The organism is Variovorax sp. OAS795 (genome assembly GCF_040546685.1).
Classification (GTDB): domain Bacteria; phylum Pseudomonadota; class Gammaproteobacteria; order Burkholderiales; family Burkholderiaceae_C; genus Variovorax.
On record NZ_JBEPOH010000002.1, the window covers coordinates 346,608 to 361,772 of the forward strand.

At 64.1% G+C, this 15,165-nt stretch carries 16 protein-coding genes; 12 read left to right on the top strand and 4 right to left on the bottom strand.

The features are described from left to right. Positions 1-110: 110 nt before the first annotated feature. Together ABID97_RS27145 and ABID97_RS27150 are read left to right on the top strand one after the other, a co-directional pair. A complete protein-coding gene (locus ABID97_RS27145) occupies positions 111-5,462 on the top strand; it encodes an autotransporter outer membrane beta-barrel domain-containing protein (protein ID WP_354402393.1) in 5,352 nt (1,783 codons plus the stop codon). Positions 5,463-5,501: 39 nt separating this feature from the next. After that, positions 5,502-6,083 carry an OmpA family protein gene (locus tag ABID97_RS27150; protein WP_354402395.1) on the top strand — a complete coding sequence of 194 codons (582 nt, stop codon included), beginning with the start codon at positions 5,502-5,504 and terminating at the stop codon, positions 6,081-6,083. Between the two features lie 19 nt (positions 6,084-6,102). On the opposite strand, the gene ABID97_RS27155 is transcribed toward ABID97_RS27150, so the two are convergent. Next, positions 6,103-7,062: a TauD/TfdA dioxygenase family protein gene (locus tag ABID97_RS27155; protein WP_354402397.1), complete on the bottom strand. Its 960-nt coding sequence runs from the start codon at positions 7,060-7,062 to the stop codon at positions 6,103-6,105. Positions 7,063-7,215: 153 nt separating this feature from the next. Beyond that, positions 7,216-7,950: a hypothetical protein gene (locus tag ABID97_RS27160; RefSeq protein WP_354402399.1), complete on the bottom strand. Its 735-nt coding sequence runs from the start codon at positions 7,948-7,950 to the stop codon at positions 7,216-7,218. 215 nt (positions 7,951-8,165) lie between these two features. Between ABID97_RS27160 and ABID97_RS27165 the strand changes: the two genes are divergently transcribed. The 3 genes from ABID97_RS27165 to ABID97_RS27175 all read left to right on the top strand — a co-directional run bounded on the left by ABID97_RS27165 (position 8,166) and on the right by ABID97_RS27175 (position 9,933). Continuing rightward, a complete protein-coding gene (locus ABID97_RS27165; protein ID WP_354402400.1) occupies positions 8,166-8,774 on the top strand; it encodes a DUF4279 domain-containing protein in 609 nt (202 codons plus the stop codon). A 17-nt stretch (positions 8,775-8,791) separates the two neighbouring features. After that, on the top strand, positions 8,792-9,226 hold the full coding sequence (locus ABID97_RS27170) for a hypothetical protein (protein ID WP_354402402.1): 435 nt from the start codon (positions 8,792-8,794) through the stop codon (positions 9,224-9,226). Between the two features lie 62 nt (positions 9,227-9,288). Continuing rightward, positions 9,289-9,933, top strand: a complete 645-nt coding sequence (locus tag ABID97_RS27175; RefSeq protein ID WP_354402404.1) for a DUF2625 domain-containing protein — start codon at positions 9,289-9,291, stop codon at positions 9,931-9,933. On the opposite strand, the gene ABID97_RS27180 is transcribed toward ABID97_RS27175, so the two are convergent. Continuing rightward, positions 9,898-10,182, bottom strand: coding sequence for a hypothetical protein (locus ABID97_RS27180; RefSeq protein ID WP_354402405.1), 285 nt, complete (start codon positions 10,180-10,182; stop codon positions 9,898-9,900). The genes ABID97_RS27175 and ABID97_RS27180 overlap by 36 nt on opposite strands. Before the next feature lie 91 nt (positions 10,183-10,273). On the opposite strand from ABID97_RS27180, the gene ABID97_RS27185 reads away from it, so the two are divergent. The 7 genes from ABID97_RS27185 to arr all read left to right on the top strand — a co-directional run bounded on the left by ABID97_RS27185 (position 10,274) and on the right by arr (position 13,127). Continuing rightward, the gene (locus ABID97_RS27185) at positions 10,274-10,825 is read left to right on the top strand and encodes a GNAT family N-acetyltransferase (RefSeq protein ID WP_354402406.1); all 552 of its coding nucleotides are present in this window, start codon (positions 10,274-10,276) and stop codon (positions 10,823-10,825) included. A 20-nt stretch (positions 10,826-10,845) separates the two neighbouring features. Beyond that, positions 10,846-11,277, top strand: coding sequence for a DUF695 domain-containing protein (locus ABID97_RS27190; RefSeq protein WP_354402408.1), 432 nt, complete (start codon positions 10,846-10,848; stop codon positions 11,275-11,277). A 71-nt stretch (positions 11,278-11,348) separates the two neighbouring features. Next, complete coding sequence (locus ABID97_RS27195; protein WP_354402410.1) at positions 11,349-11,576, top strand: toxin-antitoxin system YwqK family antitoxin; 228 nt, start codon at positions 11,349-11,351, stop codon at positions 11,574-11,576. A gap of 50 nt (positions 11,577-11,626) precedes the next feature. Next, complete coding sequence (locus ABID97_RS27200; RefSeq protein WP_503012830.1) at positions 11,627-12,025, top strand: DUF6896 domain-containing protein; 399 nt, start codon at positions 11,627-11,629, stop codon at positions 12,023-12,025. A gap of 104 nt (positions 12,026-12,129) precedes the next feature. After that, positions 12,130-12,354 (top strand): hypothetical protein, encoded by a 225-nt coding sequence (locus ABID97_RS27205; protein WP_354402414.1) that lies wholly within the window; start codon positions 12,130-12,132, stop codon positions 12,352-12,354. Positions 12,355-12,370: 16 nt separating this feature from the next. Continuing rightward, a complete protein-coding gene (locus tag ABID97_RS27210; protein ID WP_354402416.1) occupies positions 12,371-12,640 on the top strand; it encodes a hypothetical protein in 270 nt (89 codons plus the stop codon). A 91-nt stretch (positions 12,641-12,731) separates the two neighbouring features. Next, positions 12,732-13,127: an NAD(+)--rifampin ADP-ribosyltransferase gene (gene arr, locus ABID97_RS27215; RefSeq protein ID WP_354402418.1), complete on the top strand. Its 396-nt coding sequence runs from the start codon at positions 12,732-12,734 to the stop codon at positions 13,125-13,127. 63 nt (positions 13,128-13,190) lie between these two features. Here the strand turns inward: arr and ABID97_RS27220 are convergent, their stop codons facing one another. After that, entirely contained in the window at positions 13,191-15,080 is a 1,890-nt protein-coding gene (locus tag ABID97_RS27220; protein ID WP_354402420.1) for a serine hydrolase domain-containing protein, read from the bottom strand. Positions 15,081-15,165 lie beyond the last annotated feature (85 nt).

Sequence of the window (15,165 nt, forward strand, 5' to 3'; positions counted from 1 at the left end):
CTCCGGCCCATTGCACATCCAGTGCGCCGGCCACAGCAGCGAATAGCCGAAAAGTTCTCGTCTATGCCTTGCTCCCGGGCTCCTCTTTTCTTTTCGGCAAGGTCAGACAAATGAACACCTCTTATCGCAGTGTCTACAACGAGGCACTGGGCTCATGGGTAGCGGCCAGCGAGCTTGGCTCGGTGCGCGGCAAGAAATCTTCATCGCGCATGTCACTTGCTGCGGCCCTCGTGGCCACGGCTGGACTGGGGGCGTCGCCGTTCGCCTGGGCGGCCAACGAGTGCGGGGCGGAGGCCGTGGGCGCCGACACCATCAACTGCGCTGCCGGGGCCTATCCCGCGGGCATCAGCTACGCCAACTCCGATGGCCTGACGCTGAACCTGAACAATGCGGGGATCACCGCATCGGGCTCGGGATTGGGCTCCGTCGTGCAAGTGGTGTCGTCCGCGACGAACACCAACACCGTGACCGTCAACGCCCTGAGCTTCGGCACGATCACGTTGATTGGCGGAACCTCGTTCTACTCCATCGTTGCGAACAACGCAGGCACTGCGGGCGACGCCGTTACAACGCTCGGCAGCGGCACGATCAGCAACGGCGGAGCCTTCGGCTATGGGCTGTATAGCGTTATCAGCAATGCAGCGAATACCGGCACGGCAAGCGTCTCGATGGCGGGCGGCACGATCAATACGGCTGGCAACAACGCCGCCGGGCTCAGGGCCGAAAACAACGGCCTGGGCAATGCCGAGATCCAGATGACCGGCGGCACGATCACCACGACGAAATCCGGATCGTATGGCGCGTACGCCAACGTCACGAACACGAGCAGCACAGCGGACGCCACCATCGCCATGAGCGGCGGTCAGATCACCACGACGACCCTCAACGGCTACGGCCTCTTCGCCGAAAACCTCGGCCTCGGTGACACCCAGGTCACCATGTCGGGCGGCAGCATTTCCACGGCCGGCCAAAGTGGATTCGGTATTCGCGCCTGGGGAAGAAACGCCTTGGGGACGGGGTCGGTCGGCATTGGGATGACCAATAGCACCGTGGCGACGACCGGTACTTTAGACAGCATCGGCTTGTACGTGCAGAATGACGGCCTTGGCTCTGTCGACGTCTCGGTGGGCGTAGGGAGCACCATCACGACCAAGGGCGGCAGCGCGACAGGCGTGTGGAGCATCATCGGCAACACGGCGAGCACGGCGACGGTTACCACCACCGTCTCGGACAACGCCCTGATCAGCACGGCGGGATTCGGCGCCCCGGGCGTGCTGAGTTTCAACAGAGGCCTGGGCGATGCCGTGGCCACCTCGACCGCCACCCGCGGGATCAGCACCACGGGCAGTGGCAGCAGCGGGCTCGTTGCGTGGGTTGTCAATGCCGCCAGCACCGGCACTGCGACCGCCACCAATGGCGGCGTCATCAGCACGGCGGGCCTAAACAGCTACGGCGTCCATGCCCTCAACCAGGGAATGGGCGCGGCCAATGCGAGCCTGACGGGCGGCACCGTCACCACGCTGGGCAGCAACGCCGAGGGCGTCAGGGCGGAGGTGGCCAACGTGGCCAGCCCATCGGCGGCCACGGCCCTCATGTCGGGCGGCGCCATCAGCACCGCCGGCACGTCGGCCTCAGGCATTTCAGCCGTCAACAATGGCCTGGGCAATGCAGACATCCAGATCACCGGTGGAACGATCGATACGACGGGCTTGAGCGGCTACGGCGCATTCGCCACGGTCAACAACAAGAGCAGCGCGGCGGACGCCACCCTCACGATGAGTGCCGGCCAGGTCACCACGTCGGGCACGGGCGGCGGGGGCCTTGCTGCGCAAACCTATGGCGTCGGCGATGTCCAGGTCACCGTTTCGGGCACCTCGACCGTGACCACCACCGGCGTGGGTGCCGCGGGCATCAATGCCTCGTCGCTCGTTTTTCCCGGCGCCGGAACGGGAACGGTGGACGTGGTGGTGAGCGGTGCCAGCGTGTCGACTTCTGGCAACTCCAGCTATGGCGTGGTCGGCAGCACCAACAGCCTGGGCGCCGTGAGCATCCTGAACGAGGGCGGGACCATATCCACCACGGGGCAGGACGCCACCGGTGTCTGGGCCGTGATCGGCAATGCCGCGAGCACCGCCACGGTCACCACCACCAACACCCAGGTCGGCAATGTCGGCACGATCACCACGGCCGGCGACAACGCCCTGGGCATGTACAGCCTGAACCAGGGCATGGGCGATGCGGTGGCAACTTCGAGCGGCGGCATCACCACGGCGGGCGCCTCCAGCAGCGCGCTGGTGGCGCAGGTTTCCAATGCGGCCAGCACCGCAACGGCGACGGCCACCAATGATGGCGGCGACGTCGTCACGGCCGGCGGTTCGAGCCACGGCATCTACGCCCTGAACCAGGGCCTCGGGGCAGCCAATGCGACGCTGACGGCAGGCGCCGCTACCACCACCGGCACGAGCGCCGACGCCCTCCGCGCCGAGGTTTCCAACCCCGCCAGCGTCGCCACGGCTTCGGCGCTCAACAGCGGCGGTGCGATCTCGACCGGGGGCTCTACCAGCCAGGGCATCCATGCCCTCAACCAGGGCCTGGGCGATGCGATGGCGGCGATGACCGGTGGCAGCCTCACCACGGCCGGCTTCCTCGCGAAGGGCCTCTTTGCCGAGATCACCAACCCTGCCAGCACGGCAACCGCCAGCGCCACCATGGACGATGGCACGCTCGCGACCTCGGGCCTGCGGGGCTATGGTGTCTACGCCCTCAATGCCGGGCTGGGCGCGGCCAACGCCGTGTTGAACGGCGGCGCCGTCAGCACCACCGGCGCCTTCGCCTTCGGTGTCAATGCGGAAATCAGCAACCTGGCCAGCACGGCGACCACAACCGCCGCCATGAACGGCGGCACGCTCCAGACCGCGGGCCCGGGCGGCTTCGGCCTTTTCAGCGAGAACCTGGGCCTGGGCGCTTCCAACGCCACCCTGACCGGCGGCGACATCACGACCACCGGCGACGTCGGCTATGGCATCCTGGCGCGCACGAGCAGTGGCAACAGCACCGCCGCAGCCACCGCAACAGTGAGTGGCGGCAGCGTCTCCACCTCTGGCGCCTCTGCGTCGGGTGTGGCCGCCTATGTCGGTCGCACCGGCGTGGCTTCGGTCCAGATGAGTGGCGGCAGCGTCACGGCCACGGGTACCGACTCGGACGGCCTGTGGGCCTGGAGCCCAAGCGGCACCTACCAGGTCAGCCTCACCGGCGGCTCCGTCAAGAGCGGCGCTGGCCTGGCCGCCGGCATCCACACCGCGGCCGCAGGCGGCGGCACCATCACCATCGGCGCGGGCGCCACGCTTGACGGATCGTTGTCCGGTATCGCCATCCGCGACGGCGACCCTGCCCGCACCGGCACCGACACCCTCGGCGGCAACGCCACCGTCACCACCGCCGGCACCGTCACCGGCGACGCCATCCTGGGCCTGGGCCACGACAGCTTCACCCTCACCGGCGGCAGCTACACCGGCAATATTTATGGCGACGACAAGCTCGCCAGCGCCAGCGACGGCAACGACCGCTTCACCTGGACCGGCGGCACCCTCGCGGGCGGCTTCTACGGCCAGAACGGCTCCGACACCGCCCTCGTCTCCGCCGCCGGCTACGACGCCAGCCAGATCCTGGACGGCGGCGACGACGTCTTAGCGGCCGACGGCTGGGTCGACACCCTCACCCTCAAGGGCCTCACCGTCACCGCCGGCGGCGACACCCTGCGCAACTGGGAAACCCTCGTCCTGGACGACACCCGCCTCACCCTGGCCGGCAACCCCCTCACCGTGGGCGCCGGCGTGGACGGCAGCGGCAACCCCATGGGCCTCGTGATCCAGCCCACCAGCAGCGTCTTCATGGGCCAGCCGGCCTTCACGATCAATGGCGACGTGCACAACGCCGGCCAGATCGACCTGCGCACCGCCACCCCCGGCAACGTGCTGAGCCTGTACGGCAACTACGCCGGCACCAACGGCATCGTGCGGCTGAACACCTCGCTGGGCGGCGATGCCAGCGCCACCGACAAGCTCGTGGTCAACGGCAACACCAGCGGCACCACCCGCGTGTTCGTCACCAACGTGGGCGGCGCCGGCGCGGCCACCGTCAACGGCATCCAGGTGGTGCAGGTCAGCGGCAGCTCCAGCGACGGCAACTTCACCCTGGCCGCCCCCGTGCAGGCCGGCGCCTACGAGTACGGCCTGCACCGCGGCGGGCGCACCGATGGCGACGCCAACAGCTTCTATCTGAGCAGCACCTACAACACGCCGGTGCCTGCCCCGGCACCGGCCCCGGCACCTGCACCTGCACCGGCCCCCGCGCCAGCGCCTGCACCGGCCCCCGGCGCGAGCCCGGCCCCTGCACCCGCGCCGGCCCCTGCCGCCGCCCCCGTGCCTGCGCCTGCCCCCATCCCCGTGCGCCCGCCCGAGGTGCTGCGCCCCGCGGTCGCCGGCTACGCCATGGGCCCCATGGCCAGCGCCGAACTCGGCCTGAGCCTCCTGGGCAGCCTGCACAAGCGCGTGGGCGAGCAGCAGAGCCTCAAGTGGGACCACTGCGGCTGCGGTGACGCCGCCCCCGGCGACCAGGCCTGGGGCCGCGTGCAGGCCAGCCGCCTGAACGTCGACGGGCAGAACCAGTTCGGCTTTGCGCAGAACCAGAAATTCTTCCAGGTCGGCAAGGACCTGATGGTGCGCTACAGCGGCGAGGCCGGCGACAAGTCGCGCAGCCACACCGGCCTGAGCCTGGGCTACGGCAACGCCGGCGCCGAGTTCAGCGACCGCCGCCGCGAGGCCGCCGGCATGGGCGCCTACACCGGCCGCATGAAGGCCGAGATGCTCACCCTGGGCGCCTACCACACGCGCTACGCCGACAACGGCAGCTACCTGGACCTGGTCGGCCAGCTGCACCTGGCGCGCAACCAGTACACCGACAAGTACGCCGACAAGGCCACCCAGCGCGGCGCGGGCCTGGGCCTGAGCGCGGAGGTCGGTCGGCCCTGGCAGATCGGCGACAGCCAGTGGCTCATCGAGCCGCAGGCCCAGCTGACCTACCAGGCCACGCGCTACCGCGGCTTTGCCGACCGCGTCTCGGCCGTGGACGGCTTCACCAGCCAGAGCCTGCGCGCGCGCCTCGGGGCACGCCTGGCCTGGAACGACAAGGCCGAGCGCGCCGACAAGCTCACGCGCACCAACACCTTCTACGTCACGGCCAACCTGGTCCACGAGTTCCTCGACCCCGAGACCGTGACCGTGGGCGGCACCCCCGTGCGCGAGCAGTGGGGCAAGAAGACCTGGGCCGAGCTGGGCCTGGGCGCGCAGCTGCCGCTGTCCAAGTCCACTTACCTGTACGGCGGGCTGCAGTACCAGCGCGCGCTGGGCGGCGGCGGGCGCGACGGCTTCGCGGGACAGGCCGGCGTGCGGGTGTCCTGGTAAGCGGCCGGCTGGAACAAGCGAAACCACATCGACATCACCATGAACACAGCAGCATTCAACTCCACGACAGCCACCGCGGCCACCGCCCTGGTTCTTCTTCTCCTGGCGGGCTGCTCCAGCCTGCACGACGAGCGCTACAGCTGGTGCCAGGCGCAGGACTGCCGGCCCGCGCCGGTGGTCACGCAGGCGCCCAAGCCCCTGCCGCCGCCGCCGGCCCGGCCCGCCCCCCGGCGCGTCACGCTCAGCGCCGATGCGCTGTTCGCCTTCGACCGCTCGGGCCCGGCGGACATCCTGCCCCGGGGCCGCATCGAGCTGGACCGGCTGGCGCAGCAGCTGCGCGCCGAGGGCGTCGAGGTGCAGAGCCTCGTGATCACCGGCCATGCCGACCGGCTGGGCAGCGCCGCCTACAACGAGCAGCTGGCGCTGCGCCGCGCGGCGACCGTGCGCGATTACCTGCAGGGCGCGGGCCTGGCGATGCCGATGCAGGTGCGCTCCATGGGCGAGCGCGAGCCGGTGACCACCGGCTGCAAAGGCAACGCACGATCGCCCGCGCTGGTGGCCTGCCTGCAGCCGGACCGCAGGGTGGTGGTGGATATCCTGGGGCAGGCGCAGGGGCGGTAGCAGCCCGCAGCCCGTTGCCTCAGGCGGAGGCCGCGATGACCTCGTCGATGCGTGCGTCGTTCGTGGCCTCGGGTCGGCTGCGCGTGCGGCTGCGCTGGCCATCGATGGCCACCGCGGGTTCGCCGTGCACCGTCACGCGACGCACCAGCCGCGGCTGGTTGCCGTAGTCGTTGATGGCAAAGTGCTGCGTGGCGCGGTTGTCCCAGATCGCCACGTCGTCCTGCTGCCAGCGCCAGCGCACTGTGTTCTCCAGGCGCGTCACGCGGTTCTGGAGCAACTCGAAGATGCGCGCCGACTCGCTGCTCGAAAGGCCCACGAGCTTCTTCACGAAATGCCCGAGCAGCAGCGCACGCTCGCCTGACACGGGGTGCACGTGCACGACCGGATGCTCGGCTTCGTACACCGCCGAAACAAACACCTGGCGGTGGTGGCGCAGCCGTTCTTCATCCAGCTGCACGCGGTCGGCACCGTAGTCGTAGTCGTTGCTGTGCACGGCCCAGAGCTGGTCGGCAAGCTGCTTGAGCTGGGCCGGAAGCCGCTCGTAGGCGAGGGCGGTGTTGGCCCAGACCGTGTCGCCGCCATAGGCGGGGATCTTCACGCCGCGCAGGATCGATATCTTGGGAAAGGCATCGACGAAGGTCACGTCGGTGTGCCACGAATCCGCGCGTCCGCCGCCCTTGGATGCATCGAGCTCGAACAGCTTGGTGCCCGTGGGGGAGGGCACCGTGGGGTGTGCCACCGTGCGGCCGAAGCGCGCACCGAAAGCCTGGTGCCCGGCATCGTCCAGGTGCCCCTGCCCGCGAAAGAACAGCACCTTGTATTTCACCAGCGCCGCATTGACCTGCTCGATCTCTTCCGGCGACAGGTCGGCCGAGAGCCTGAGGTCCTGCACTTCCCCGCCGATATGCCCCGCAACACGCCGGATGCGCAGATCGCCAAAGCTGGCGTCGATGGAAGAAGGGGGCGCGCTGTCGCTCATCGGGGACTCCTGTTCGGACGTGACGTGAACCGTGACCGGCAGTGCCGGGGGCCACGAATTCTCTGGCCGCGCGCCGCAAGGGCAAACGAAGGAATCGTTGTGTCGACATGCGCGAATCTTCTTTGGCGAAGATCCGGTTGCCTTGCCTGCGATTCAGGGCTGCACGTTGAACGACTCCAGCTCCGACGTGTCGCGCTGCGTGATGCCGCCACGCGGGTTGATGGTTTCGAGCACCGACTTGATCTCCCGCTTGACATTCGGCAAGTACCAGATCGACCTGTAGAACCTTCCCACCTGAGGTTCCGGCGTGGCCGGCACGCGCGTTTGAGAAGCGGTGGTGCCACCGCCGGGGCCGGCTTGCGCCACCGAACTGGCGACCGCGTTGGTGCGCTCGAATTCGTTGTACCACTCGCCATCGGCCTCGATCTTCAGCGCCTTGAAGGTGCCCGCGGGCACCGTGACGTCTTCCCAGCCGATCACCTTGTACTCCAGCTTGTTGCGAACCAACCTGACCGCGGGCGTCGGGTGCTCCTGCGTCACCGCAACCTCCCAGGTCTTGCCCACGCGCAGCGGAAAATCGAAGTACTTGTTGGTCGTCGTCATCCGGCCATTGATGCTCACCACGCGGCTCCAGTCTTTCTCGAAAGCAGTCTCGGTCGCGGGGAGGTTCGAGTCGACAGGCTTGGTCGCAAGCACCATCCCGGCAGAACCGACACGCTGGATCGTGTTTTCCCAATGGCGAGTCGACGAGCCGGCCGGCGGCTTCTCCACCTTCACGCTGTAGACCCACTTGTCCCCTTCATGCAGCGCCGGCGCAGGCGCCTCCTGCGCCCAGCCAATGCTTGAAAACGCCAGCGCGCCGGCCAACACCAATACCGATCGGGTCATGCATACCTTCTTTTGTGCAGAACGCGGTATTTCAACGTGGGGAACCCTTCGGCTGGCTGACCAAAAGAGGTTGCGAAGGGATTGGCCCGAGAGCGAACCTTCGTTGCTGCTGCAGAATTGCCGGACCGACGAATGTTTGTCATGACCAACAAGACTGAAGAAGCAACTTTCGCACGTACTACGCCAGCATCGAGCTCACCGTTCGGGGTTGGAACATGACTTCAGACATCACCGAGGAAGGTTTCTACAGGCTGGAGGCCGACTCGCTCGTTCACTTCCTGTTCGAAGAAGTGACTGAGGTCGAGTGTGTCTTCTTAGTTATCGCAGCAGGGATTGCCGGTGGCGTCGCCGCCCAATCGTCGCCAGCAGGCAACGATACTTGGCAGTCCAAGAGTTTTCATCAATGGCTCATCTTCAACGCTCCAAAGCCTCCCTCCGCCGTCTTCGGCGAGCACGTGCTTCCGGCCGAAATCAGCGAGCTCCTCGGGACATTGCCAACGGCGGCGCATGCCAAGGGCGACCTGTGGCCGTTATCAGGTCGCATGGGAATACGAACTGCCGGAATGTGGCTCCTGGAAGCTCAGGTCAGGGAGCCGGAAGACTTGGACAATCAGGTTGCGGAATTGCTTGGTCGAACCACCTCCGATTTGGGTATGTGGAAAGCGCTTTCAGCTCGTTTCCAAGTCGACCTTTTTTGTGGCTGGTTCATGGGAAGCAACAACGAGGGCGTTGCAATCTCGCCCACGACGATGGTCGCGCTTGGTTCACGAGGAATTGCTCTTTCCATCGATATCTACGGCGCCAGTTCAAAAGACGACAATTAGGCAAGTAGCTCGCCTGGGTGGCTCAAGCCCAACCCGCTGGTCGCCGCGACCATCCGATCATCGAAATGTTCATTCGTTTTGTAATCCACAGCAACGACATAGACTCTGGCCGAAGGCAGGGCCTGTTCCAGGCTCTTGGAGAGCTCGAGGCTCAAGGATTGCTCTTGGAGCACGAAGTCGAGCGCTACTGCGAACTTCGTGACTGGTTCCGCAAAAACCTTCGCAAGCCTGGGAGCTTCACCCGCTCGTCCAAACCGCATGCGAAGAAGATGGCGCTCAGTTGGTTCAAGGACACTGCAACCCAGCACATCAGCATGATGCACGGTATGGCTCGGGTGCTTGAGGCGCACGATGTGATGGTTGAAATCCTGCGCAGCGAGCGACCGGGCTATGTTGTCTACGAGGACGAGTTTCAAGTGGCGGCTGAGCCCTTCAACGAAACACGAACGTAGACCGCAGACTCTGAGCTGCGCCAGAATCCAGGCGTCCATGTCATTCAGTGGAGGAGAGGCCGATGAGAGCGTTGGAAGAGCTTTTGGATCCCCGTGAACCCGCCTTGCCGCTCCTCGAGGCGTGGGCGAGCGCTGCGGACCTTCCCATTGAACTGCTTCCTCCGTCTGCGGATCGCGCCGCAGTGCTCCATGGGCTCCAAGTCTCCACACGTTCGACACTGGGCGCCATCACTTATGAAACCGGAGGCATCTTGATCGATGGCGGCTGGCTCAGGATGCTGGGATCAGGGCATCCCAAGCTCACGCGCAGCCTGCCTGTATGGAATCAGGGTCGATCCGAAGGCTTTCTGCTTGTGGCGGATGATGCAGTCGGCGGCTTCTTTGCAATCAATGGCGGTGCACTGGGAAGCGATCCGGGGACGATCTACTATCTCGCTCCCGATACCTTGGATTGGGAGTCGCTGGAGGTCGGACACACTGCGTTCACCCAATGGGCGTTCACGGGGCGACTGCACGACTTCTACAGCGGCATGCGGTGGGATGGATGGGAATCAGACGTAGCAGGATTGCACGGAGACAGGTGCTTCAATTTCTATCCCTTTCTCTTTACGAAGGAAGGTTCCACCCGAACGAGTTCGCGCAAGGCGGTACCCGTCGCGGAACAATATGCCTCAACCGTCTCCGCTGTCGGGAGGTCCGATTCGTGAGGCATTCGCGATAGCGGCTTCAAGGCTTGCAAGCAATGCCTTCGCCTGCTCGACGCTCAACTCGATCTCTGTGTTCGCGACTACACATTCGTCTGTAATTGCTGCGTCGTCGAACTGCTTTTCGGAGATGTCGAGATCAGGATGAATCTGCCAGGTCTCGATGTTGATGTGACCAGGGTGAATGTTCGCGACCTCCAAGAATCCCTGTCGATAGCGAATGCCGTTGAAGCGAATTTTGCTCCTAGCCATGTCGAGCTCCTTGGTTGGAGCCAGAGGATAGCGCTCCGAACCACCGTCCGGCTAAAGTCGTCCAGAACTGGACACTCCGATACGATCTCTCATGGACCAAGACGCCCGAGCATTTCCAGATTTCATCGAGACACCACGCCTTAGGCTACGTTGCCCCAGGCTCTCGGACGCCGAGGAAATGTTCGCCTCGTACACCCAGGATGCGGAAGTTGCCCGGTACATGGTTTGGCAACCGCATGACTCTGTGGAGGCCACGCGCGATTTCATCGCAGGCTGCGTCGCTCAGTGGAACGCCGGATCGGCGCTCCCGTGCATCCTCAACCTGAAAGCGACCGGCCAACTCATCGGCATGCTCGAAGCGCGTCCTCGCGGCCACGTCGTGAACATTGGCTATGTGCTCGCGCGCAACCAATGGGGGCAAGGTCTGATGGTCGAAGCGATCCAGGCGTTCACAGCGATCGCGCTCGATCTGCCGGGGATCTTTCGCGTTGAAGCCACCTGCGATGTCGACAATCGCCTCTCCGCCCTCGCGTTGGAAAAAAGCGGCTTCCTTCTCGAAGGTCGGCTTGCGCGCCACACCGTGCACCCGAACATTTCAGCGGAGCCTCGCGACTGCTTCATCTACGCTGCGTGCCGAAAGTAGCGAGGGACGAGCCAACCGCAATGACCAAGTCATCTTCCTCCGGAGTCATAGTCGAAACCAAGAAGGATGGGTTCCGAATTCTTTGGACATTCGTTCCAGAAATGCCATCGGAAGAGGAGAGACTCCATTCACCCGTGCTTGCGGTTCTTAGCTGGCGGTACGATCGGTTTGCGAATGGCGGGATGCCAGAGACGGCCCTCAATGAAGAGATGCTGATGCTCGAGGACGTGCTCGGCGAGATTGAAAGCCCGGGCTTTTGTTTCGAGGCCTATCGCCGCATCGGTGACGGGCTGAGAGAGTTTGTTCTCTACATATCCGATCAAGCTGAATTCATGGCTGAGTTGAACGAACGGCTTAGAGAACACTCACGCTATCCAATTGAGATATCGTTCTATAGAGATGAGACTTGGTCCGACCTCCAGCGCCTTATCGACGACCTCGGTCCGGCCTAGGGTGCTCCCGACCAGAGCGTTCTTGGCTGCAAGCGCAAGGCCAGCGGCCGCTATCGTACAAAGGAGGCCAGATGACAGCACCGGAAGAGCGGATCGAATACTTCAAGGACGGTACGGTCCGCGCTCGTGGCCAGATGCGTGACGGCTTGCTGACCGGCTACTGGGAATGGTTTCGCAAAGATGGCGTTCGCATGCGTTCGGGCTACTTCGAGCTTGGAGTGCAAGTCGGAACGTGGACAACGTATGACAAGCAAGGGGCTGTGTACAAAGTCACAACGATGAAGCCCAAGGACAAGTGACGGCCAAGAGCGGGCTCTGACTACCCTATTACTTCCTGTATATGCACCCTATGGATACACGGCTCCATAAGCTCATCGTTGAGTACTTGGTTGCGGTCGCCAGAGCGGTAGATCTGCTGAAAGAGGGAGGCATTGCGATGCCCGAAACCAACCTTGCGTGGGCTTGCAATGCTATTCCACACAAAGGTATCCTTCCAGGTGGGGTGCCGTATTTCAAGCATGGATATGGCTGTGGGGTGGAATTTGAGACGGGGTTGGTGGATTTCGATTTCGGCCAGAATGGTGAGATAGATGGCTTCGATTTTTGGCGGCTTGCTTGCTTCGCGGGTGACCGGCTGAATCAATACGCCTTCACGTCGAAGGAGGACTTTCGCACCTGCTTTGAATCCGCGGTGGACAGCGGTGCTTTCGTGTCGTCGAACTACCTGCTTCACTACCTGCGAGAGTAGCGAAGGCCCGCGCAATAGCTGACTGGAGCACTCGCTGGGCGCCTCGCGCACTATCTGAACCGAGGACCAGACATTCGAGCTTCAATGTGGAGGGTTTTTCCAGTATGGAGTTGACGGGCAAGAGCATCATCCAAGGCTTCTTCTTTCTCGCCTGCGCGATACTGCTCGCGCTGTTTTTCTTGGGCGCTTGGGTGATGAAGAAGGTATTGCCTCAGGAGCATCCGATGCGAAGCAGGCTGTCGCCTGAAAGGCTTGTGAATCTCGCAAAAATTCTTTCAGCGGCGTTGATCGCTGCGTACTTCGTGGGTGCAGTAATCTTGTATGGCTGAACGGCTTTAACCAACAATGGACCACCTGCTCGGCGCCTTCTTCGAAGTTGTTTTCGGAACCATCTTTGTCGCGACCGGCCGCGTCATCGTTGCTGTGTTCAGCCTGGGCAGATGGCGCGGCGCATCGCCGTTCGACAACGAGGAGAAGATCTACGGCCGCGCAGGCGCGCTCTCCTTCGTTCGCGATGGTCGGCGCGTAGTCACGACAAACGGCACCTGCCTGTTGGGCTTCCTGTTCTACTTTCTGGTGGTTGTGCTGCTCATCGCGAGTGCATCTCGACCCTGAATGCAGAGGCAGGTCGCGGCCATCGCCTTCTGACCAGCCTTGGTCCGAGTAAACTCCGCGGCTTTTCGTTTCTGTAGAGGAGCGACCGGCGATGGCTGTCTGGGACACCGGCCCTTATTTCCACGGCACGCGGGCGGACCTCCAGGTGGGCGACCTGCTCACCGCAGGCTTCCGTTCGAACTACGACGGCGACGTCGTGATGAACCACATCTACTTCACGGCCTGGCCAAAGGGCGCAGGGCTGGCCGCCGAAATTGCAAAGGGCGCCGGCCGTTGCCGTGTGTATATCGTCGAACCCACAGGCCCCTTCGAGGACGACCCCAACGTCACCGACAAGAAGTTTCCTGGCAACCCCACACGCTCGTACCGCAGCCGGGAGCCGCTGCGTATCGTCGGAGAACTCGAGACGTGGGAACTCTTCGATGCGGAGTACATCGAGCAGCTCAGGGAGCGCGTACGCAAAGGCATGGGAGAAATCATCAACTGAATCCCGCCTTCGGAGCGCAATCTGCGAAGGGCATGGTTGAGTCCCCTTGCGGCGACACGACCGTTATGACGTGAGGTGTTTCTTGAACACCTGCGTTCCTATGTGGATTTCTTCCTGCCCGTCCACCACCACCACGCGCAACTCCAACAGGTCGCGGCCGTCGTTGCCAGGGAGCTTGACGATCATGCCGGTGGTCGTGTCGTTCACGACGCGCATCAACTGGGCGTTGTTGTAAAAGACATAGCCGGGCAGTTCTGCCAGTTCATCGACGCGCGCAAACCTGGGCGGGTCCAGGCGGCTGAAAACCGCATCTGGCGAGTCGCTGACGTAGAGCCACTGCATGCCCAGTCGCGCCTGCCATGCGGCGGGCAGCGGCGTCTCCAGCGGCGGCAACCACTCTCCCACAGGGAGTTCGCCCCAGTACAGCAAGCCGGGGGCGAGCTGGCGCCTGATCAGGTATCGGTGGTTGCCCACTGTTTGGAAGCGATAGCACATGGTGCTTTGCCCGTCGGCCCACCAGTTGCCATCGCTGCGCGCCCGCAACCGCGTCGCGCTTTCCCACTGACGCGCGGTTTCGCTCCAGTGGCGCAATGCCAATGAACCGTCATCCATGCTGAAAACCTGCACTGGCGGAAGCTCGCTCGCGTAGACGCCGACGAGGGCGGTGCGGTCCGGAACCGGCGATGCCAATGGAGGGGTCGTCGAAACGATGGGCGTCGGCAGCGCAGGGATCAGCCCGCGTTCAGCGGCCACGCGCAGCAGCAGGCCTTCGGCCAGGTTCAAGGAATCGTAGTCGTACCCGCAACCGCTGATGAACATGGCGAGGCGGGCTTCGGGCAGCACGATGAATTCCGACAGGAAGAAATAGGTGCCACCGTTCTTGCCCCACGCTCGCAGGCCGGCCGAGTCCAGGCCTTTCTGTCGCACCGTGTCCCAACCAAGACCCCAGCGCCACGACGGCCGAGACGGATTGATGAGCGTACGACCGCTCTGCTCGAGACCCATTTCCTGCACCGATGCGGCCGAGACGATGCGGCGGCCTTCGTGCACGCCTTCGTTCATCAGCAGGCGTGCAAACTTCAGCATGTCGGTCGGCGTGCTGAGGATGCCGCCGGTGGCGAGCGTGGTTGCCATCTCTTGCGGCAGGCTGTGCCCCTCGTAATACGGATGCACGAAGGTGCCCTCGGCGGCAAACTTCAGCGGATAGGCGGACAGGCTCATGCCGAGAGGATCGAAGATCTCGCGTTGAACGAACTCGGCGAAGGGCAGGCCAGTTAGGGCCTTCACGAGCGGCTCGACCATCGTGAAGCCATCGTTGCAATAAACGGCAAGTTCACCAGGTTCGTGCTTCAGATGCGACTGGGCCAGCGACGCCATGGTGTCCTCGGCGTAGTCCAGGTACGGAACGAAGCTCCAGTTGTTGCGCTTGTTGAAGCCCGGAAAACCTGACGAATGAGAGATCATCTGGCGCACCGTGACCTGGGCAAAGGCCGGCGAGAGCATGCTGAACGCCGGCAACAACTCAACCAGCGGCTGATCCAGCGTCAGTTGCCCCCGGTCGCGCAGGATCATCACGGCCAGGGCTGTGACGACCTTGGCGACCGACCCGATGTTGAAGCGGACGTCGGGCGTGGCCAGGACACCCTTCTCGCGATCGGAATAGCCAAAGGCTTCGCGCCAGACGACGCTGTCGTCGGCCATGAGCGCCACGGATACTGCGGAGGTCGCGGTGCCGCTTTTGGCGAGCTTCGCAAGGATGGCGTTCCGGCACCACGCCACCGATTCAGGCAATGACGAAGCGACGATCGGGGCTGCACTGGAACTCGAGCTACCGCCGCAGGCTTGTAGCAGCGGTGTGGCCAAGCCGGCTGCTGCCCAGCGGAGGCTTTGACGCCGCGACAAAGACCCAGGGGAGCGGAAGCGGGTGTCTGGGGCGGCGTTCGGATCGGACATGTCAGTTCCTCTGTGGGGCCGATACGCGCCTGGATCGTTCATGGCCTCGTATGCGTGATCAGCAGAGTCTATGCAGGGCGAAGCC

Excerpts from the sequence above, each read along its gene's own strand:
- ABID97_RS27220 (WP_354402420.1), bottom strand. The coding sequence starts at position 15,080 with ATGTCCGATCCGAACGCCGCCCCAGACACCCGCTTCCGCTCCCCTGGG.
- arr (WP_354402418.1), top strand. The coding sequence starts at position 12,732 with ATGGCTGTCTGGGACACCGGCCCTTATTTCCACGGCACGCGGGCGGAC.
- ABID97_RS27150 (WP_354402395.1), top strand. The coding sequence starts at position 5,502 with ATGAACACAGCAGCATTCAACTCCACGACAGCCACCGCGGCCACCGCC.
- ABID97_RS27190 (WP_354402408.1), top strand. The coding sequence starts at position 10,846 with ATGACCAAGTCATCTTCCTCCGGAGTCATAGTCGAAACCAAGAAGGAT.
- ABID97_RS27175 (WP_354402404.1), top strand. The coding sequence starts at position 9,289 with ATGAGAGCGTTGGAAGAGCTTTTGGATCCCCGTGAACCCGCCTTGCCG.
- ABID97_RS27185 (WP_354402406.1), top strand. The coding sequence starts at position 10,274 with ATGGACCAAGACGCCCGAGCATTTCCAGATTTCATCGAGACACCACGC.
- ABID97_RS27195 (WP_354402410.1), top strand. The coding sequence starts at position 11,349 with ATGACAGCACCGGAAGAGCGGATCGAATACTTCAAGGACGGTACGGTC.
- ABID97_RS27145 (WP_354402393.1), top strand. The coding sequence starts at position 111 with ATGAACACCTCTTATCGCAGTGTCTACAACGAGGCACTGGGCTCATGG.
- ABID97_RS27200 (WP_503012830.1), top strand. The coding sequence starts at position 11,627 with ATGGATACACGGCTCCATAAGCTCATCGTTGAGTACTTGGTTGCGGTC.
- ABID97_RS27205 (WP_354402414.1), top strand. The coding sequence starts at position 12,130 with ATGGAGTTGACGGGCAAGAGCATCATCCAAGGCTTCTTCTTTCTCGCC.
- ABID97_RS27165 (WP_354402400.1), top strand. The coding sequence starts at position 8,166 with ATGACTTCAGACATCACCGAGGAAGGTTTCTACAGGCTGGAGGCCGAC.
- ABID97_RS27180 (WP_354402405.1), bottom strand. The coding sequence starts at position 10,182 with ATGGCTAGGAGCAAAATTCGCTTCAACGGCATTCGCTATCGACAGGGA.
- ABID97_RS27155 (WP_354402397.1), bottom strand. The coding sequence starts at position 7,062 with ATGAGCGACAGCGCGCCCCCTTCTTCCATCGACGCCAGCTTTGGCGAT.
- ABID97_RS27210 (WP_354402416.1), top strand. The coding sequence starts at position 12,371 with ATGGACCACCTGCTCGGCGCCTTCTTCGAAGTTGTTTTCGGAACCATC.
- ABID97_RS27160 (WP_354402399.1), bottom strand. The coding sequence starts at position 7,950 with ATGACCCGATCGGTATTGGTGTTGGCCGGCGCGCTGGCGTTTTCAAGC.